Source organism: Paraburkholderia sp. EG286B (assembly GCF_040965655.1).
Taxonomy (GTDB): Bacteria; Pseudomonadota; Gammaproteobacteria; order Burkholderiales; family Burkholderiaceae; genus Paraburkholderia.
Window position 1 is genome coordinate 466,469 of sequence record NZ_JBFRCF010000006.1, and the last position, 17,971, is coordinate 484,439.

18 protein-coding genes are annotated in these 17,971 nt (G+C 65.1%); 7 read left to right on the plus strand and 11 right to left on the minus strand.

Annotated features, from left to right (window positions below; all coding sequences use genetic code 11):
• The first annotated feature begins 110 nt into the window (after nt 1-110).
• The 7 genes from rpsF to AB4Y42_RS16290 all read left to right on the plus strand — a co-directional run bounded on the left by rpsF (nt 111) and on the right by AB4Y42_RS16290 (nt 4,985).
• Nucleotides 111-482 carry a 30S ribosomal protein S6 gene (rpsF, locus tag AB4Y42_RS16260; protein WP_028204897.1) on the plus strand — a complete coding sequence of 124 codons (372 nt, stop codon included), beginning with the start codon at nt 111-113 and terminating at the stop codon, nt 480-482.
• Nucleotides 483-527: 45 nt separating this feature from the next.
• Nucleotides 528-827, plus strand: coding sequence for a primosomal replication protein N (gene priB, locus AB4Y42_RS16265; RefSeq protein ID WP_028204898.1), 300 nt, complete (start codon nt 528-530; stop codon nt 825-827).
• 2 nt (nt 828-829) lie between these two features.
• Complete coding sequence (gene rpsR / locus AB4Y42_RS16270; protein ID WP_110384466.1) at nt 830-1,105, plus strand: 30S ribosomal protein S18; 276 nt, start codon at nt 830-832, stop codon at nt 1,103-1,105.
• A gap of 27 nt (nt 1,106-1,132) precedes the next feature.
• Nucleotides 1,133-1,585 carry a 50S ribosomal protein L9 gene (gene rplI / locus AB4Y42_RS16275; protein ID WP_254314096.1) on the plus strand — a complete coding sequence of 151 codons (453 nt, stop codon included), beginning with the start codon at nt 1,133-1,135 and terminating at the stop codon, nt 1,583-1,585.
• Between the two features lie 164 nt (nt 1,586-1,749).
• Nucleotides 1,750-3,132 carry a replicative DNA helicase gene (locus AB4Y42_RS16280; RefSeq protein WP_368686380.1) on the plus strand — a complete coding sequence of 461 codons (1,383 nt, stop codon included), beginning with the start codon at nt 1,750-1,752 and terminating at the stop codon, nt 3,130-3,132.
• 205 nt (nt 3,133-3,337) lie between these two features.
• Nucleotides 3,338-3,964: a DUF47 domain-containing protein gene (locus AB4Y42_RS16285; RefSeq protein WP_069267536.1), complete on the plus strand. Its 627-nt coding sequence runs from the start codon at nt 3,338-3,340 to the stop codon at nt 3,962-3,964.
• A 10-nt stretch (nt 3,965-3,974) separates the two neighbouring features.
• Nucleotides 3,975-4,985 carry an inorganic phosphate transporter gene (locus AB4Y42_RS16290; protein ID WP_254314094.1) on the plus strand — a complete coding sequence of 337 codons (1,011 nt, stop codon included), beginning with the start codon at nt 3,975-3,977 and terminating at the stop codon, nt 4,983-4,985.
• 69 nt (nt 4,986-5,054) lie between these two features.
• On the opposite strand, the gene AB4Y42_RS16295 is transcribed toward AB4Y42_RS16290, so the two are convergent.
• The 11 genes from AB4Y42_RS16295 to AB4Y42_RS16345 all read right to left on the minus strand — a co-directional run bounded on the left by AB4Y42_RS16295 (nt 5,055) and on the right by AB4Y42_RS16345 (nt 17,908).
• A complete protein-coding gene (locus tag AB4Y42_RS16295; RefSeq protein ID WP_368686379.1) occupies nt 5,055-5,861 on the minus strand; it encodes an SDR family oxidoreductase in 807 nt (268 codons plus the stop codon).
• A 136-nt stretch (nt 5,862-5,997) separates the two neighbouring features.
• Nucleotides 5,998-7,110 (minus strand): NlpC/P60 family protein, encoded by a 1,113-nt coding sequence (locus tag AB4Y42_RS16300; RefSeq protein WP_368686378.1) that lies wholly within the window; start codon nt 7,108-7,110, stop codon nt 5,998-6,000.
• A gap of 234 nt (nt 7,111-7,344) precedes the next feature.
• Nucleotides 7,345-9,186 (minus strand): PhoH family protein, encoded by a 1,842-nt coding sequence (locus tag AB4Y42_RS16305; protein ID WP_368686377.1) that lies wholly within the window; start codon nt 9,184-9,186, stop codon nt 7,345-7,347.
• Between the two features lie 399 nt (nt 9,187-9,585).
• A complete protein-coding gene (locus tag AB4Y42_RS16310; RefSeq protein ID WP_368686707.1) occupies nt 9,586-10,047 on the minus strand; it encodes a peroxiredoxin in 462 nt (153 codons plus the stop codon).
• A gap of 146 nt (nt 10,048-10,193) precedes the next feature.
• Nucleotides 10,194-11,090 carry a polysaccharide deacetylase family protein gene (locus AB4Y42_RS16315; RefSeq protein ID WP_028204907.1) on the minus strand — a complete coding sequence of 299 codons (897 nt, stop codon included), beginning with the start codon at nt 11,088-11,090 and terminating at the stop codon, nt 10,194-10,196.
• A gap of 24 nt (nt 11,091-11,114) precedes the next feature.
• Nucleotides 11,115-12,164 (minus strand): bifunctional UDP-4-keto-pentose/UDP-xylose synthase, encoded by a 1,050-nt coding sequence (locus AB4Y42_RS16320; protein ID WP_368686376.1) that lies wholly within the window; start codon nt 12,162-12,164, stop codon nt 11,115-11,117.
• Nucleotides 12,161-13,117, minus strand: a complete 957-nt coding sequence (locus AB4Y42_RS16325) for a formyltransferase (protein WP_368686375.1) — start codon at nt 13,115-13,117, stop codon at nt 12,161-12,163. The genes AB4Y42_RS16320 and AB4Y42_RS16325 overlap by 4 nt, the downstream gene beginning before the upstream one ends.
• Nucleotides 13,114-14,220 carry a glycosyltransferase gene (locus AB4Y42_RS16330; protein ID WP_368686374.1) on the minus strand — a complete coding sequence of 369 codons (1,107 nt, stop codon included), beginning with the start codon at nt 14,218-14,220 and terminating at the stop codon, nt 13,114-13,116. Before AB4Y42_RS16330 ends, AB4Y42_RS16325 begins: the two co-directional genes overlap by 4 nt.
• 189 nt (nt 14,221-14,409) lie before the next feature.
• Complete coding sequence (locus AB4Y42_RS16335) at nt 14,410-15,573, minus strand: DegT/DnrJ/EryC1/StrS family aminotransferase (RefSeq protein ID WP_368686373.1); 1,164 nt, start codon at nt 15,571-15,573, stop codon at nt 14,410-14,412.
• 143 nt (nt 15,574-15,716) lie between these two features.
• Complete coding sequence (locus tag AB4Y42_RS16340; RefSeq protein ID WP_368686372.1) at nt 15,717-16,088, minus strand: SMR family transporter; 372 nt, start codon at nt 16,086-16,088, stop codon at nt 15,717-15,719.
• 128 nt (nt 16,089-16,216) lie between these two features.
• A complete protein-coding gene (locus AB4Y42_RS16345) occupies nt 16,217-17,908 on the minus strand; it encodes a glycosyltransferase family 39 protein (RefSeq protein ID WP_368694723.1) in 1,692 nt (563 codons plus the stop codon).
• Nucleotides 17,909-17,971: the final 63 nt, after the last annotated feature.

A 17,971-nucleotide genomic window follows, 5' to 3' on the forward strand; every position in this document is an offset into this window, starting at 1 on the left:
AACGCACGATCTGTCTTGCGTGCGTAGCCCATCCGCGCTACAATCTTCGGCTTCTCACTTGCCGCACCGGTTCCGACGCCCGGGTGGCTTTAATCCAAAAGGAGTGATACATGCGTCATTACGAAATCGTCTTTATCGTGCACCCGGATCAGAGCGAGCAAGTGCCCGCCATGATCGAGCGCTACAAGGGCACGATCACCTCGCACGGTGGCCAGATCCACCGCATCGAAGACTGGGGCCGTCGTCAACTGGCCTACATGATCGAGAAACTCGCGAAGGCTCACTACGTCTGCATGAACATCGAATGCGACCAGACCACGCTCGACGAACTGGAACACGCGTTCAAGTTCAACGACGCTGTTCTGCGTCACCTCATCGTCAAGATGAAGAAGGCCGAAACCGGCCCGTCGCCGATGATGAAGGAAGTGCAGCGCGAAGAAGCCAAGAAGGCGGCTGCCCAGCCGACCGAAGCGCAGGCTTAAGTACGTAAGCCATCAGGATTCGAGCAAAGTCATAGCCAACCCCGCGTGAACAGGCTTCAACTTACCGCTAGCGTCGTCGAACGCGAACCGGTGCGGTATACCCCCGCCGGCGTTCCGATCGCAAGCGTCACGTTGCAGCACCGCACGGAGGTCGTCGAGGCCGGCATTCCCCGCTTCGTCGAACTCACGATGCCCGCGGTGGCGGCCGGCAAAGCCTGCGGTCTCGTAGAAAGCTGTGAGATGGGCGTGGAAGCGCTCTTCACCGGTTTTCTGGCGAAAAAGCACCGCAATGCGCGAACCCTGGTGTTTCACATCACCGAAATGCAAGGCACAGGAAAGGACTAATCATGCCCCGCCCGACTGGTAAGAAATTCGACAAGCGTCGTCAGCAACAAAACCCGCTCTTCAAGCGCAAGAAGTTCTGCCGCTTCACGGCTGCAGGCGTCGAGCAGATCGACTACAAGGACCTCGATACGCTGAAGGACTTCATCGGCGAAAACGGCAAGATCACGCCGGCTCGTCTGACGGGTACGAAGGCCCACTATCAGCGTCAGCTGGACACGGCTATCAAGCGCGCGCGTTTCCTCGCGCTGATGCCGTACACCGACCAGCACAAGGCCTAATAAGACGACGCGATAAGGAGCAATAGAATGCAGATCATTCTTCTGGAAAAAGTCGTCAACTTGGGTAACCTCGGCGACATCGTCAAGGTGAAGGACGGTTACGCACGTAACTTCCTGATCCCGAACAAGAAGGCACGCCGTGCTACGAAGGACGCAATCGCTGAATTCGAAGTCCGCCGCGCAGAACTCGAAAAGGTCGCCGCTGAAAAGCTGGCAGCAGCTCAAGCCGAAGGCGAAAAGCTGAACGGCCTGACCGTCCAGATCGGCCAGAAGGCCGGCGTGGACGGCCGCCTGTTCGGTTCGGTCACGAACGCGGACATCGCCGTTGCGCTCACGAAGCAAGGCTTCGCAGTGGAAAAGGCGCAAGTGCGTCTGCCGGAAGGCCCGCTGAAGATGGTGGGCGACCACCCGGTGCAGGTTGCGCTGCACACCGACGTCGTCGTCGACGTCACGGTGTCGGTGCTGGGCGAGCACGCCTAAGTACCCACGTGCGGCCCTCGCGGGCCGCGCGGTTTGACGCAAGACTCAGGAAGGGCAGGAGCCGCAGGGCTTCTGCCTTTTTTGTTGTGCGCTGCCTGGACGCTACGCGCGTTGCAAGTTTTCAAGCTTGTTCGAGGCACCCCCTTGTCCGATAATTGCCCTCCATGAACGCTCCGAAAGATCCCCAACTCGACTCGCTGAAAGTCCCGCCGCATTCGATCGAAGCCGAGCAATCGGTGCTCGGCGGCCTGCTGCTGGATAACGGCGCATGGGACCGGATTGCCGACTTCCTCTCGCAAAGCGACTTCTATCGCTACGACCACCGCATCATCTTCGAGCACATTGGCCGGCTGATCGCCGCCACGCGCCCGGCCGACGTGGTGACGGTGTACGAGGCGCTCGGCACCTCGGGCAAAGCGGATGACGTGGGCGGCCTCGCGTACCTGAACGCGCTCGCGCAGAACACGCCGAGCGCCGCGAACATTCGCCGCTACGCGGAAATCGTGCGTGACCGCGCGGTGCTGCGCCGCCTCGTTTCCGTCGCCGACGAGATTTCCGCCGACGCCTTCAACCCGCAGGGCAAGGAAGTGCGCCAGCTGCTCGACGAGGCGGAGTCGAAGGTGTTCTCGATCGCCGAAGACGGCGCGCGCGGCACCCAGGGCTTTCTCGAGATCGGGCCGCTGCTCACGCAGGTCGTGGAGCGCATCGACACGCTCTATCACACGGCCAACCCGAGCGACGTCACGGGCACGCCTACGGGCTTCATGGACCTCGACCGCATGACGTCGGGCATGCATGGCGGCGAGCTGATCATCGTGGCAGGGCGCCCCTCGATGGGTAAGACCGCGTTCTCGATGAACGTCGGCGAGTACGTGGCCGTGGAGTACGGCCTGCCGGTGGCGGTGTTCTCGATGGAAATGCCGGGCACGCAGCTCATCATGCGTATGCTCGGGTCGGTTGGCCGTCTGGATCAGCACCGCATGCGCACGGGCCGCCTGACCGACGAGGATTGGCCGAAGCTCACGCACGCTGTGCAGAAAATGAGCGAAGCGCAGATCTTCATCGACGAAACGGGCGGCCTGAACCCGATGGAGTTGCGCTCGCGCGCGCGGCGTCTGTCGCGCCAGTGCGGCAAGCTCGGGCTCATCATCATCGACTACCTGCAGCTGATGAGCGGCTCGGGCACGGGCGAGAACCGCGCGACCGAAATCTCGGAAATTTCGCGCTCGCTCAAGAGCCTGGCGAAGGAACTGGATGTCCCGGTGATCGCGCTCTCGCAGCTGAATCGCGGGCTGGAGCAGCGTCCGAACAAGCGGCCGGTGATGTCGGATCTGCGCGAATCGGGCGCAATCGAACAGGACGCGGACGTCATCCTGTTCATCTATCGCGACGAAGTCTACAACCCCGACAGTCCCGACAAGGGCACGGCCGAAATCATCATCGGCAAGCAGCGTAACGGTCCGATCGGACCCGTTCGCCTCACGTTCCACGGCCAATACACGAAGTTCGATAATTTTGCCGGGGCGCAAACCTTCTACGGCGAATAACGCAAAGCGTTGCGCGGCTTGCGCCAAAGTGGCGCAAATGCCGCTTTGGCGACTGCCGATCCATGCGGTAGCTCTCGCCTGACGATACAATATTGCCGTTTTATGACAGTCAGCTCTGTCGCTTATTTTGCCGCCTTGTTGCCGTGAAGTGAACGCGAAGTCACCGCTTCGTGACGGCAATCCGAGACCAATTTCCGGGATACCAATGTTCGGTCGATTCATGCCCACCGAGGGCAAGTTCTTCGAGATTTTCAATGCGCATGCGAAATGCATCGTTTCCGCGAGCCGCGAACTCGAACTCCTGATCGATAACCTCGCTGACGCCGAGGTCCACAAGCAGAATGTGCAGGCCTCCGAAAAGGCCGCCGACAAGCTCACGCACGAGGCGATCGACCTGCTGCACAAGACCTTCATCACGCCGCTCGACCGCGACGAGATCCACAAGCTGATCACGACGATGGACGACTGCCTCGACCTCATGGAGGACGTCGCGACGGCCATTTCGCTCTACGACGTGCAAGCCGTGACCGCCGAGGCGAGCCAGCTCGCGCACGTGGTGACGGCCACGGCCGAGCGCGTGCAGCTGGCGGTGGGCCTGCTCTCCGACATGAAGCAGGCGCGCGAGATCCTGCAGGCCTGCGAAGACATCGACCGCCTCGAATCCGACGCCGACCGCTTGCTGCGCGGGGCCATTTCGAAGCTCTTCCGCGAGGAAGACGACGTCAAGAACCTGATCAAGCTGAAGGCGATCTACGAACTGCTCGAGGCGATCACGGACAAGTGCGAGGATGTCGCGAACATCATCGAAGGCATCGTGCTAGAGAACGCCTGAGCACACAGCGATGCAATCGATACAACTCGCTCTCTGGGCGGTCGCGACGCTGGTCGCCATCGCTCTCGTCTTCGACTTCATGAACGGTTTTCACGACGCGGCGAATTCCATCGCCACGGTCGTATCCACGGGTGTTCTGAAGCCGCAGCAGGCGGTGGCCTTCGCCGCCATGTTCAACGTGATCGCCTATTTCGTGTTCCACCTGAAGGTGGCGCAGACGGTAGGCAAGGGCACCATCGACCCCGATATCGTCGACCACTACGTGGTGTTCGGCGCGTTGATGGGCGCGATCGGCTGGAACGTGCTCACCTGGTACTACGGCATTCCGTCGAGTTCGTCGCACGCGCTGATCGGCGGTCTCGTGGGCGCGGCGCTCGCGAAGTCGGGCTGGGCCTCGCTCAACTTCGACGGCCTCATGAAGACCGTGGCGTTCATCTTCATTTCGCCGCTGCTCGGTTTCGTGCTGGGTTCGTTCTTCATGCTCACGGTGTCGTGGCTGTACTTCCGCACGCCGCCCAGCAAGGTCGACCGGCGCTTCCGGCGCCTGCAGCTGCTTTCCGCGAGCCTCTATAGCCTCGGCCACGGCGGCAACGACGCGCAGAAGACCATCGGCATCATCTGGATGCTGCTGATCGCAACGGGCTACTCGGCGATCGGCTCGGACGCGCCGCCCATCTGGGTGATCGGCGGCTGCTATCTGTCGATGGGGCTCGGCACGCTGTTCGGCGGCTGGCGCATCGTGCGCACGATGGGCCAGAAGATCACGAAGCTCAAGCCGGTGGGCGGTTTCTGTGCGGAGGCGGGCGGGGCGCTCACGCTCTTCACGGCTTCGTCGCTGGGCATTCCCGTTTCGACCACGCACACGATCACCGGCGCAATTGTCGGCGTTGGCGCGACGCAGAAGCTCAGCGCGGTGCGCTGGGGCGTGGCGGGCAACATCGTCTGGGCCTGGGTGCTGACCATACCGGCTTCGGCCACGCTGGCCGCGGCCGCGTGGTGGCTCGGTCACCGCTTCATGTAAAACCTGCGGCGCCTTCGGGCGCCGCAGTGCTTTTAAGGCCTCGCCCGCACGCTGGCGGGCGCTTCAGATTTAGATCAGCGGCGTGCTCGCCCCATCCATCGGAATGAGCGCGCCGGTGACGTAGCTCGCGCGGCGGCTCGCGAGGAAGAGCGCCACATCGGCGATTTCCTCCGGCTTCGCGTAGCGCCCGAGCGGCACCTTCGATTCGCCGCTCGCCAAGGCCTCCTGTGGGCCGACGCCCGTGCGTTGCGCCTCCAGCTGAACGGCCTCCTGCAGCCGTTCCGTGAGCGTGGCGCCGGGGTTGATTGCATTGATGCGGATGCCGTAGCGCGCGTGGTAGTGCGCGAGGCCCACGGTCGCGAGCATCAGCGCCGCGTTGGCCGCGCCGCCCGCGATATGGATGTCGCTCGCGAACTTGCCACCCATGCCGATGATATTGACGATCGCCCCGGGCTCCATGCTCTCGCCCGACTTGATCCGCTGCACCATGCGGCGCAGCACCTCCTGCTGCGGGTAGATGTAGGGGAAATATTTCGCCTCCATCGTGGCCCTGAACGCGTCCGCATCGAGCGTTTCCGGGTCGTAGCGGCGTGCCGCGCCCGCGCTGTTGACGAGGATATCGATGGGGCCGACCGCGGTGGAGACTTCCTCGACCACGTCGGCGGCGCTGTGCGCTTCGTGCAGGTCCGCGCGCGTGAGGTGCACGTGCAGGCCAACGCTCGCCAGCTGCTCGCGGGCGCGCGCGAGATTGGCGGGGTCGCGCGAGACGATCGCCACGCGGGCGCCTTCCTGCGCAAAGGCGCGCGCGCAGGCAAGGCCAATGCCCTTGCTGCCGCCCGTCACGAGTACCACCTTCTTGCTGAGTCCAAGATCCATCGTCGCCTCGCTGCGCGAAAGTATGAAAAACGGTCCCAAAACGATAGCAGAGGCGCGGGGCGCCGCAAACCGCTGGAAGCACGCTTGGTCGTCCGGCCGGGGGCAACAGGCCGCTCGGCGACGCGGCGGCGCCGCTTCAGTCGCCGCCGTTGGCAAAGCGCGCGATGGGGTCGTCGCTGGACTGGGTCGGGGCGGGCGCGGCCGGGCCGGCTGTCGAGGCGCGCATGATCTGCGCGCCACCCGCGGCCGGCGACGCCGCCTGGATCGGCGTCGAGCCCACCTGGCCGGCCTGGCGCGCCGCTGCGCTTGCCGTGGGCGGCGGGGGCTCGAAGGCGTCGGCGGCGGCGTCGATGGCGTCGCGCGGGGCGCTGGCGGCGGGGCTGGCAGCGTATGAAGGCGTGTTGTTGCCGGGCGCAACCGCGGGTGCGAGCGCGCCCGCGTCGCGTGCCTGCGTCTGCGCCGCGCCGAGCGAGGCGGGCGGCGGCTCGAATGCGTCGGCCGGGGATGCCGTCTGCGTGGTGGCCGGCGTTGCCGCATAGACCGGCTGCGGTGCCGCGACGATGTGGTTCTGGCTTGCGGCCACGGCTCGCGGCGCGGGCTGCGCCGCCGCAGCCGGCGCGACGCTGGCCATTGCGGCAGTCGGTGGCGCGGCGTTCGCACCAGGCATGCGTTCAGGCGGCGCAGACGCTTCCCAGGTCGGCGTCTCGAACGGCGTGCGTTTGGGCGGCGCCATGCGGCGGATGCCGTCGAAGCGCCTGGCCCAGTAGGGGTTGGTCAGATAGTCGAGACGCACCGTGCCGCCCGTCGAAGGCGCGTTGACGAAGCGCAGGTTGCCGACGTAGATCCCGACGTGCGAATGCGGCCGCCCCGTCGTATTGAAGAACACGAGGTCGCCGGCGGCAATCTCGTCGGGCTCGATCGTTTCGCCGCGCATACTCATGTCGGCCGTGGTGCGGGGCAAGTCCACCGAGGCCGAGCGTGCAAGCACGTATTTGACGAGACCGCTGCAATCGAAGCCGCTATCGGGCGTATTGCCGCCCCAGCGATACGGAATGCCGACGAGGCCCATCGCCTGGATCGAGATTTCCTCGCGGCCCACGCTGTGATCGACGAAATTGGGAAAGCCCGGCGGCTTGGTGCGCCACGCGTTTTCGCTGGAAGAGGAGCCGCTGCGCGATACCTTTTGCGGCGCGCTGGAGCACGCGGCAAGCAGGACTGCGATCAGAAGCGGAAGCCAGAGTCGACGCATGAAACGGAGGTGGCGCACGCAACGCGTGCGCCATGGGGAAAACGGGTCATGGGCGGATGGTAGCCCGCCCGTCACGGCTTCCGCAACAATTCTTCACAACTTACTTGAAGTTCGTGCGCCAACTGTTGTGCCTGGGGGACGCCCGGGCAATAAAAAAGGACCGTATCCGGTGCCCCGGATACGGTCCTCGCCATCTGCACGGGCGCCCGCGAAAGGCGGCGCCCAGCGAATGGATTACAGGATATCGGACGCGTAATCGGCAAGCCGCGAGCGTTCGCCGCGTGCGAGCGTCACGTGGCCGCTGTGCGCCCAGCCCTTGAAGCGGTCCACCACGTAGGTGAGGCCGGAGCTGCCTTCGGTCAGATACGGCGTGTCGATCTGCGCGATGTTGCCGAGACACACGATCTTCGTGCCTGGACCCGCGCGCGTGACGAGCGTCTTCATCTGCTTTGGCGTGAGGTTCTGCGCCTCGTCGATGATCAGATACTTGTCCACGAACGTGCGGCCGCGCATGAAGTTCATGCTCTTGACCTTCAGGCGCGAGCGGATCAGCTCCTGGGTCGCGGCGCGGCCCCATTCGCCGGCGGCGTCATCGGTCTTCTGGAGCACTTCGAGGTTGTCGTCGAAGGCGCCCATCCACGGCTGCATCTTTTCCTCTTCGGTGCCCGGCAGGAAGCCGATGTCCTCGCCGACCGGCACGGTCGCGCGCGTGACGATGATCTCGTTGTAGCGCTTCTCGTCGAGCACCTGCGCGAGGCCCGCCGCGAGCGCGACGAGCGTCTTGCCCGTGCCGGCCTGGCCGAGCAGCGTGACGAAGTCGATCTCCGGGTTCATCAGCAGGTTCAGCGCGAAGTTCTGCTCGCGGTTGCGCGCCGTGATGCCCCACACGTTGTTCTTGTGGTGGCCATAGTCGCGCAGCGTCTGCAGGAGCGCCGTCTTGCCGTTGAGTTCGCGCACGATCGCATGGAACGCCGGTTCGCCGTTCTGCGGCTCGAGATAGACGAACTCGTTCACGAGCATCGACAGGCACTCGGGACCCGTCACGCGGTAATACGTCGTGCCGGTCTTGGTGTCCTGCCAGGACTCCATGCCCTTGGCGTGCTTCGACCAGAAGTCCTGCTGGAGCGCGCGCACGCCCGAGTAGAGCAGGTCCTTGTCTTCGAGAACCTGGTCGTTGAAGTAGTCTTCCGCGGGCAGGCCGAGCGCATGGGCCTTGATGCGCATGTTGATGTCTTTCGACACCAGCACGACGAGGCGGTCCGGCCGGTCGCGCTGCAGCGCGCGCACCACGCCGAGGATCTGGTTATCGGCCTTGCCCTGGGGCAGGCCGTCGACCGGATCGATATGCGTGAGCGTGGTCTGGAAGTACAGGCGCCCAAGCGCCTCGCGGCTGCCGAGGCGGCCGAGCGAAATGCCTTCCGAGATCGGGCCCGCGTTGGCGACCAGCTGGTCGAGCGTGCGGCTCACCTGGCGCGCGTTGCGCGCCACTTCCGACATGCCCTTCTTGTGGTTGTCGAGTTCTTCCAACGTCATCATCGGCAGATAGACGTCGTGTTCCTCGAAACGGAACAGGCAGGTCGGGTCGTGCATCAGCACGTTCGTGTCGAGCACGAAGAGCTTCTGAACTTCGGTGCTCTCTTCTGGATGCAAGCGTTTTTTCGCGCCGGCGCGCGCGGCGGGCGCAGCAGCGCCGCCGGAGGCTTTGGCCGAGGCGGGTTTGCCGCCGCGCGCCACGGGCGTCTCGTCAGCTTCGATGCGTGCCTCGAGAGGCTGCAGCAGCGCGGCCGCGACTTGCTTGCTGTTGTTGCGCTTGTTGCGCGCGGGCGCGGGTGCGACCGGTTCGAGCGCGGCCAGTTCGGCGCTGGCGCTCGAAAGCGGCACCGTGCGCAAGGTGGTCGCGGCGTTGGCGGCCTGCGTCATCGGCTCGGCGACACTGCCGGGGCCGTATTCTGCAACGTCGGCCGCGTCGTTCTCGCTCGCGGCCTTGCGTGTGCTGCGCGTCGTGCGGGCACGCGCCTTGTATTCTTCGGGCGGCAGCAGGTTGCCGAGCTTGCTGGGGGGAGTAGGCAAAGGCATGGTGTCCCTCGAAAAAATCGGGTCGAGTGGTCGCGGGGTTACCCAGTAAGGCGCGCTTTCGGGCGGTGCGTGCGGGTGCCGGGTAGGCCTCCGCCGTTACTGCGCAAGGTGCGCGCTCAGGTCAGAAAATGCCGGTTCGCCTGGTTTTCGATCAGCTCCTTGACGTTTGCGCGCGCCGGGTCGCAAAGCCGGCACGAACAGGGGGAAAAGCGGGAGAGAACAGCATCGAACAAACAAAAAAGCCGCCGCCCCGGATGACGAGGCAAGCGGCTTCACTTCGGTGTTGTCCCGTTGCCTCGGATACGCACTTCCGGTCATTCCATGACCGGCTGCGAAACCGCCGCAACGCGACGTAAAAAGGGTTGGACAGGGACTCATTGCAGCCCAATATAACGCTCCTCAAAGCGCTTGTACAGCCTCCAGAACTTCCTCGACATGGCCCGGGACCTTGATGCCGCGCCACTCTTGGCGCAGCACGCCGGTCGCGTCGATCAGGAAGGTCGAGCGTTCGATCCCTCGTACCTCTTTGCCATACATTTTCTTCAATTTGATGACGTCGAAGAGCGTGCACAGCGCTTCGTCGGCATCCGATACCAAGGTAAACGGCAGTTCGAGCTTGGCCTTGAAGTTATCGTGCGAGCGCACGCTGTCGCGCGACACGCCCACGATCTGCGCGCCGGCCTTTTTGAACTTCGGAGAGAGGTCGCGGAACTGCAGGCCTTCGGTCGTGCAGCCCGGCGTGTTGTCTTTCGGATAGAAGTACAGCACCACCTTGCTGCCCTTCAGGCTCGACAGCGTGAAGTCGCCGCCGGTAGCGGGGGCGGTGAAGTCGGGAACGGGGTGGTCGACTGCGATGGTCACGTCAGGCACGTGGCTCTCCCTTTGTTATTGGCTGGCGTTGCCGCAGCGCGCGGCGCCGGTTCGCCGGAACGGCGTGCCGCCCGCGGCGGGGGGTGTTGCGCGGGCGTGGGTCCTGGCAGGCACTGAGCGGCGCGCGGGCGGCGGATTCAGTCGGGCTGAACGATCAGCTGGCCGGAGCGGCCGGCGATCTCGCCCCAGGTGACAGGGTACGATGGCAGCGAATCCGGGTCCAGCGTCGCATGGTAGTCGCCCATCGTGGCAAACGTGTGGCCTTGCGCGCGCCAGCCGGCGAGCAGCTGCTCGAACACCGGGGCGAGCTTTTGGCCTTCGAGTTCGGCGTGCAGCGTGAAGACCTGGTCGTGCGGGTTGTTTTCGGTGCGCTTGAGCATCCAGGCGGCGACCGTATCGGTATCGACGCCATCCACGCCGAGCACCTCGTCGAGCGTGGGCAGCGTGGTGGGCATCTGCACGTGGTTCAGCGTGCGGCCCGCCACCACCGGACGGTAGGGCGAATGACCGCGCCCGTCGGAGGCGTAGCGCATGCCCCACGTGTCGATCTGCTCGAAGGCGGCCTCGTTCATCTGCCAGCCCGCCGCGCCGTGCGTGACGGGCGGCGTGCCGAAGATGCGCGTGAAGCGGTCGTGGCTCTTCTGCATCTGGCGCGCGGTCCACTGCGCGTCACGCTTGCGCACGTTGTCCTGCCAGTACACGTGATCCCACGTATGGATGCCGCACTCGAAGCCGGCTTCGTGAATCGCGCGCATTTCAGCAGCGGCTTCCACGCCGATGTCGGGGCCCGGCAGCAGCACGCCGTACATCAGCTGCTTGACGCCGTAGTGTTCGACCACCGACGTGCGCGAGACCTTCTTGAGAAAGCCCGGCCGCAGCACGCGGCGCAGCGCCCAGCCCGTGTGATCGGGGCCGAGGCTGAACAGGAACGTGGCGCGCGCCTTGTAGCGGTCGAAGATGCGCGCGAGGTTCGGCACGCCTTCGCGCGTGCCGCGCAGCGTGTCGACGTCGATTTTCAGGACGATGCGAGCCAAGAGGCGGGGACCTTTCTCTGATGCTTAGTGTTGCTCGACGAGCGCACGCGCTTCGGCGACGTGGCCGCGGTACGCTTCGAAGATCTTGCGCAGCGCTTCGTCGAAGGTCGACTTCGGCGCCCAGCCGAGTTCCTGCTTCGTGTTGTCGATCTTCGGCACGCGATTCTGCACGTCCTGATAGCCCGCGCCGTAGTACGCGCCCGACGACGTTTCGACGAGCTGCACCTTCTTCGCCGTTTCCGCGTACTCCGGGAATTCGGCGGCGAGCGCGAGCATCTTGTGCGCGAGCTCGCGCACCGAGAAGTTGTTGGTCGGGTTGCCGATGTTGTAGATCTTGCCCGTGGCGACGCCGTCCTTGTTCTCGATGATCTTCATGAGCGCTTCGATGCCGTCGTCGATGTCGGTGAACGCGCGCTTTTGCGCGCCGCCATCCACGAGGCTGATGTTCTCGCCGCGCACGATGTGGCCGAGGAACTGCGTCACGACGCGCGACGAACCTTCCTTCGGCGTGTAGATCGAGTCGAGGCCCGGGCCGATCCAGTTGAACGGACGGAACAGCGTGAAGTTCAGGCCTTCCATGCCGTAGCCCCAGATCACGCGGTCCATCAGCTGCTTCGAGCACGCGTAGATCCAGCGCGGCTTGTTGATCGGGCCGTAGGTCAGCGCCGACGCGTCCGGGTCGAACTGCTCGTCCGAGCACATGCCATAGACTTCCGAGGTCGACGGGAAGACGAGGTGCTTGCGGTACTTCACGGCCGAACGCACGATCGGCAGGTTCGCTTCGAAGTCGAGCTCGAACACGCGCAGCGGCTGCTGCACGTAGGTGGCGGGCGTCGCGATGGCGACCAGCGGCAGGATCACGTCGCACTTCTTGACGTGATACTCGACCCACTCCTTGTTGATCGTGATGTCGCCTTCGAAGAAGTGCATCCGCTCATGCTTGACGAGGTCGCCGAGGCGATCCGTCTGCATGTCCATGCCGAACACTTCCCAGTTCGTGTTTTCGAGGATGCGCTTGGAGAGGTGGTGGCCGATAAAGCCGTTCACACCCAGGATCAGAACTTTTTTGGTCATGGACGGGGGACAGATGAAATGAGTTCGGAGAACGCGGCAGGGCTGACGACGGTCTCTTGACCATCGTGCTGGTGCCGCAGTTCGTGGATCGCGATGGCGCGTGCGTCGCCGCAGACGGCGAAAAACGCATTATCGCTTACGTGGATGCCGGCGGGCAATCCGGCGAGGGGGCGGACCCTTTCGGCGTCTTGCGAGCCGGGGCGCACGAGACGCGCGCGGGCAATCACGAAACGCTCGTTGCCGATGTCGGTGAACGCGCCCGGATAGGGCGGCGCAACGGCGCGGATCAGGTTGTACACGTGCTGCGCGCTCTCGCCGAAGTCGATGCGGCCGTCTTCCGGCTTGCGCCCGCCGTAGTAGCTGCCCTTCGTGAGATCGTTCGGCAGATGCGGCGCTTCGCCCGCGATCAGCGCGGGCAGCACCCGCCAGAGCGTCTGCTCGGCGGCGACCGTCACCTTGTCGAAGACCTGCGCGGCGGTGTCGTCGGGCAGGATCGGCACCGGGGTCTGCGCGACGATCGCGCCCGCGTCGGGCTTCGCGCCCATTTCGTGCAGCGTGGCGCCCGTTTCGGTTTCGCCGTTGAGCACGGCCCAGTTCGTGGGTACGCGGCCGCGGTATTTCGGCAGCAGCGAGCCGTGCACGTTGTACGCGCCGCGCCCGGCGAGCGCGAGCAGGTCCACGGGCAGCATGTGCCGGTAGTAGAACGAGAAGATGAAGTCCGGGCGCGCCGCGGAAACGGCCGCGCGCAGCTCGGCGCTCTTCGGGTCGGCGGGCGTGACGACCTCGATGCCATGCTCCTCGGCCACCGACTTCACGCTGCCGAACCAGATGTTTTCGGTCGGGCTGTCTTCATGCGTGACGACGAGCGCCACGTCGACGCCGCCCGCGAGCAACACCTGCAGACAGCGCACGCCCACGTTGTGATACGCGAAGACAACGGCGCGCGGTTTCATTGGCCAGCTCCTTCGTTGGCCGGGTTCGTGGTGGCCGGCCGTGCAACCGTACCGGCCGTTCGCGTGGGTTCAGCCGGCTGCGCGAAGGCGGCGGCCTGCATGAAATCCTGGCGCGGCGTATCGACGACGGCGCGGCCATTACGCTCCTCGAGGATCGTCTGGATCAGGTAACGCGGACGCGCGCGCACCTGCTGGTAGATGCGGCCGATGTACTCGCCGAGCAGACCGAGCGCGAAGATGATCACGCCGAGCAGGAAGAACGTGATGGCGAAGAGCGTGAACACGCCTTGCACTTCCGCGCCGAGGATGAAGCGGCGGATCAGCAGCAGCAGGAAGAGGCCTGCCGAGCCGAGCGAGAGGATCACGCCGATGAACGAGAGCCACTGCAGCGGCACGACGGAGAAGCCCGTCACGAGGTCGAAATTCAGGCGAATCAGGCTGTAGAGCGAGTACTTCGATTCGCCCGCGAAGCGCTCTTCGTGCGCCACCTCGACCTCGACCGGGTTCTGCGAGAACGTGTAGGCGAGCGCCGGAATGAAGGTGTTGATTTCGCCGCAGCGGTTGATCGTGTCGATGATGCGGCGGTTGTACGCGCGCAGCATGCAGCCCTGGTCGGTCATCTTGATGCGCGTGATGCGCTCGCGCAGACGGTTCATCGCCTGCGAGGCCTTGCGCCGCCAGAGGCTGTCCTGGCGCTGCTTGCGGATGGTGCCGACGTAGTCGTAGCCCTCGCGCATCTTCTCGACGAGCTTGCCGATTTCCTCGGGCGGATTCTGCAGGTCGGCGTCGAGCGTGATGACGATCTCCCCGCGGGCCTGCTCGAAGCCCGCGAGAATCGCCATGTGCTGGCCGTAGTTGCCGTTGAGCAGGATCGCGCGCGTGGTATCGGGCCGCGCGCGGAACTGCTCCGCGAGCATCGCGGCCGAGCGGTCGCGGCTGCCGTCGTTGATGAAGATCACTTCGTACGAGGTGCCGAGCTTGTCGAGCGCCGGATACAGGCGCGCGAACAGCGCGGGAAGGCCAGCTTCCTCGTTGTAGACCGGAATGATGACCGAGACTTCCGGCGTGTCCGGGGTCAAGGTGCCTTGTTCCGTTTGACTCATGTGTGCGTCGATTCCGTTATTGGATGCTTCGGTTTGCTGCATGCGCAAATCGGCGGCGCGTGCGCTGCGCCGTCCGCCTGCGTTTCCCCTGTGTCGACCCGAATTGGCGCTTTGGCGCTGGCTCGGGTCCCATGCCCGTCGAGGCGGCGGTATCCCGTCCCCGACTTCCGTTACTGCCTGTCTTGCCAACTACTTCGCAAATTTCGCGCAAATCTCGTTCACCGCGCTGCACACGCGCCCCACGTCGGCTTCGGTCATCTGCGTGAAGAGCGGCAGCGTAACCGTGCTCGCGCCGAAGCGCTCCGCGTGCGGGAACATGCCCGCCCTGAAACCACGCTCGCGGTAGAGCGTGAAGAGGTGGATGGCCGGGTAATGCACGCCCGAGCCGATGCCGCGCTCCTTGAGTTCGCCCATGAAACCGGCGCGGTCGATCGCGAGCTGGTCGAGGGGTAGCGTGATCTGGAACATGTGCCAGTTGCTGTTGGCGAAATCGGCGAGCGGCAGGCCGACGCCGAGCTTAACCGCCGCGCCGCCTTCGAAGCCCGCGAAGTAAGCCCGCGCAAGCTCGCGGCGCTGCCGGATGAAGCGCTCGATGTGCTTGAGCTGGCCAAGGCCGACGCGCGCCGCCACATCCGTGAGATTGTACTTGCCGCCGAGCACGTCGCAGTCCATGCCGTCGAAGCCCGTGCGCGTAATGCCCTGGAGGCGGTACTTCTGTGCGAGCACGGCTTCGGCTTCGTCGTTGAGGACGAGCGCGCCGCCTTCGATCGACGTGAGGTTCTTGTTGGCGTGGAAGCTGAACGAGACGATGTCGCCGATCGCGCCGATACGCTTGCCGTTCCAGCTCGAACCGAACGCCTGCGCGGCGTCCTCGATCACACGCAGCTTGTGCTGGCGGGCGATCGCGTAGAGCCGGTCCATGTCGACGGGCAGGCCCGAGAGGAAGACCGGGATGATCGCTTTGGTCTTCGGCGTGATGGCGGCTTCGAGCTTGTCGAGGTCGATGTTGCGCGTGACGGGATCGATGTCGGCGAACACGGGCGTCGCGCCGACTTCATAGACCACATTGCTGGTCGCGACCCACGAGGCGGGCGTGGTGATGACTTCGTCGCCGGGACCCACGCCGGCAAGGCGCAAACCGATTTCGAGCGTCGCCGTGCCCGAGTTGAAGGTGCGCACGGGACGGCCGCCGCAGTATTCGGAGAGCGCCGCTTCGAACGCCTGGTTCTGCGGGCCGGTCGTGATCCACCCCGAGCGCAGCACGTCGGCGACGCCCTGGATGGTTTCCTCGTCGATTTCGGGACGCACGAACGGCAGGAACGGAAGGGGCGACTGCGGGGATGACTGGGTCATGAGTGCTTTGCTCTTTGCTCGTCAGAAAGTGGGGCCGGGCAGCAAGGCCGCCGCGGCGCATCTTACGAAATGCTTATATGGGCGCAATATGCTGCGCTGCAAGCGGCCTCGCCACGCGCGCCAGAAACGCGCGCCGCGGCGCGTCAGCTGCGCGCCAGCACGAACACGCCGATCAGGATGATGCCGATACCCACGAGCCGCTGCACGCTCAGCACCTCGCCGAACAGATACCACGCCGCGAACGCGTTGACCACGTAGCCGAGCGAGAGCATCGGGTAGGCGATCGAGACGTCCACGCGCGAGAGCCCGACGATCCACACGACCACGCTGAACACGTAGCAGGTGAGGCCGCCGAGAATCGGCACTTGCGTCGCGAGCTTCACGCCAATGGGCAAGATGTTCGCACGGCTGAATTCGAAGTGTCCAACGGCATTGACACCCGCTTTCAGCAACAGTTGCGCGCATGCGTTGAGGCCGACGCCGGCGAGGATGCAGATGAGGGAAATCGGATTCATCGGAAAGGGTGGTTCAACGGGTTATCGGGTTGGGGCGGGAGCCGGGCCACGCCGCGCAGGCCGGCCCGCGTAGGCCGAGCCGGCGCGGCCCGATTATCGCCCATGCGTCATTCGGGGCCAGGAAGCACTCAGGATTGCGGCTTTTCAACGATCACGCGCCGCGCGTCGCGGGCGATCACCTGCATCGGCAGGCCCTGCGCGGCCAGTCCTTCGTAACGCTTCACGGGAATCAGCGCGAGCGCATAGCGGTCGGCCTTCCAGCGCGCCTCCCAGTCGGCAATGGTCGGCACCCATTTTTGCGGTTCCTCGGAGATGCCGAAGGCCAGTTCGTCGGTGACTTCGACCATCGTCATCGTATGGCGCACGTAGAAGGGCAGGGTATGGTCGAGTACGCCCACCGAGTAGAACGGCGTGTCGGGCGGCAGCTTCGCGATGGCGGCGCGCACCGCGGGCGCGAGCGGCGCGCCGGAACTCAGGGTGCCGAACACGTCGTGGCCCGTGCCCGCAATGGTCGCGAGCAGCAGCCACGCCGTGCCGAGCGCGAGCACCGGTGCGCGCGCGCCGGTTTCGGGCGTGCGCTTCGCGCGGTTCAGGCGCAGGCCGACCATGGTGACGACGAAGGCCACCGCGGCCGCGGCGAACACCCAGACCTGGAACTCCCGGTAGAGCGCGTTCGGATTGCGCGCGTCGCCGAGCCGCGTGAGCACGAACGAGCCCGCCATCAGCACGACGGCAAACAGCGCGTAGCCCGCGAGATGCTTGTTCCACTGGGCGCGCGTCATGACCGGCAGATACATGCCGATGATGAGCGCCACGGGCGGCGCGATCGGCAGGACGTAGGAGACGAGCTTGGAGTGTGAGGCGCTGAAGAACAGGAAAATGAACACCGTCCACACGATCATCAGCGTGACGGGCGAGAAACCGTTGGGCTGACGCGGCGCGCGCAGCGCATGGCGCACGCTCTGCACGCTGACCGAAAGCCACGGCAGGAAGCCCACCAGCATGACCGGCACGAAGTAGTAGAACGGGCCGGGGCGGTTCTGCGCGGGCGTGAGGTAGCGCTGGAACTGCTGGACGATGAAGAAGAAGTTGAAGAACTCGGGATTGCGCTGCTGCACGAGGATGAACCACGGCGACACGATCGCGAAGAACACGATCAGGCCGCTCACGAGATAGAGGCGCTTCCAGAGCGCCCAGTCCCGCGAAATCGCCGTATAGAGCACCAGCACGGCGCCTGGCAGGATCAGGCCGACGAGGCCCTTGGACAGCACCGCCATCGCCATGGCCGCCCAGCACAGCCACATCCACAGGCGCGCGTTCGCTTTGGGCAGGCTCGGACGCTGCGCGAGCAGCAGGGCGCACAGCGAGAGCTGCATCCAGAACGACAGGCCCATGTCGAGCGTGTTGAAGTGGCCCATCAGGTTCCAGTACGGCGCGCAGGCGAGCACGACCGCGGCGAAGAAGCCCGTGGCGGCGTTGAACACGCGCGCGCCGGTGAAGCCGATCAGCAGCACGCCCGCGAAGCCGGTGAGCGCCGTGTACAGGCGCGCCTGCCACTCGCCGATGCCGAACCACGCGAACGTGAGCGCGTTCATCCAGGTTTGCAGCGGCGGCTTTTCGAAGTACTTGTAGTCGTTGTAGCGCGGCGTGATCCAGTCGCCGCTCGCGAGCATTTCGCGCGCCATTTCGGCGTAGCGTCCTTCGTCGCTCGGCAGCAGGTGGCGCCAGCCGAGCGGCAGGAACCAGATCACGGCGAGGGCGAGGATCAGGAGCAGGATCGTGCTGCGCTTGAGCGGTAGCCTCGATGGCGTATCGTTCATGGGTTTCAGCCTGTTCTTGTTGCAGTCGTTGCGGTCGGGGTGCGAAGCGTGCGCGCTGGCCGC

Coding starts and splice junctions, on each gene's coding strand:
- AB4Y42_RS16345 (WP_368694723.1), bottom strand. CDS start 17,908: ATGAACGATACGCCATCGAGGCTACCGCTCAAGCGCAGCACGATCCTG.
- AB4Y42_RS16325 (WP_368686375.1), bottom strand. CDS start 13,117: ATGAAACCGCGCGCCGTTGTCTTCGCGTATCACAACGTGGGCGTGCGC.
- AB4Y42_RS16330 (WP_368686374.1), bottom strand. CDS start 14,220: ATGAGTCAAACGGAACAAGGCACCTTGACCCCGGACACGCCGGAAGTC.
- rplI (WP_254314096.1), top strand. CDS start 1,133: ATGCAGATCATTCTTCTGGAAAAAGTCGTCAACTTGGGTAACCTCGGC.
- AB4Y42_RS16335 (WP_368686373.1), bottom strand. CDS start 15,573: ATGACCCAGTCATCCCCGCAGTCGCCCCTTCCGTTCCTGCCGTTCGTG.
- AB4Y42_RS16300 (WP_368686378.1), bottom strand. CDS start 7,110: ATGCGTCGACTCTGGCTTCCGCTTCTGATCGCAGTCCTGCTTGCCGCG.
- AB4Y42_RS16320 (WP_368686376.1), bottom strand. CDS start 12,164: ATGACCAAAAAAGTTCTGATCCTGGGTGTGAACGGCTTTATCGGCCAC.
- AB4Y42_RS16295 (WP_368686379.1), bottom strand. CDS start 5,861: ATGGATCTTGGACTCAGCAAGAAGGTGGTACTCGTGACGGGCGGCAGC.
- AB4Y42_RS16305 (WP_368686377.1), bottom strand. CDS start 9,186: ATGCCTTTGCCTACTCCCCCCAGCAAGCTCGGCAACCTGCTGCCGCCC.
- rpsR (WP_110384466.1), top strand. CDS start 830: ATGCCCCGCCCGACTGGTAAGAAATTCGACAAGCGTCGTCAGCAACAA.
- AB4Y42_RS16290 (WP_254314094.1), top strand. CDS start 3,975: ATGCAATCGATACAACTCGCTCTCTGGGCGGTCGCGACGCTGGTCGCC.
- AB4Y42_RS16340 (WP_368686372.1), bottom strand. CDS start 16,088: ATGAATCCGATTTCCCTCATCTGCATCCTCGCCGGCGTCGGCCTCAAC.
- AB4Y42_RS16285 (WP_069267536.1), top strand. CDS start 3,338: ATGTTCGGTCGATTCATGCCCACCGAGGGCAAGTTCTTCGAGATTTTC.
- AB4Y42_RS16280 (WP_368686380.1), top strand. CDS start 1,750: ATGAACGCTCCGAAAGATCCCCAACTCGACTCGCTGAAAGTCCCGCCG.
- rpsF (WP_028204897.1), top strand. CDS start 111: ATGCGTCATTACGAAATCGTCTTTATCGTGCACCCGGATCAGAGCGAG.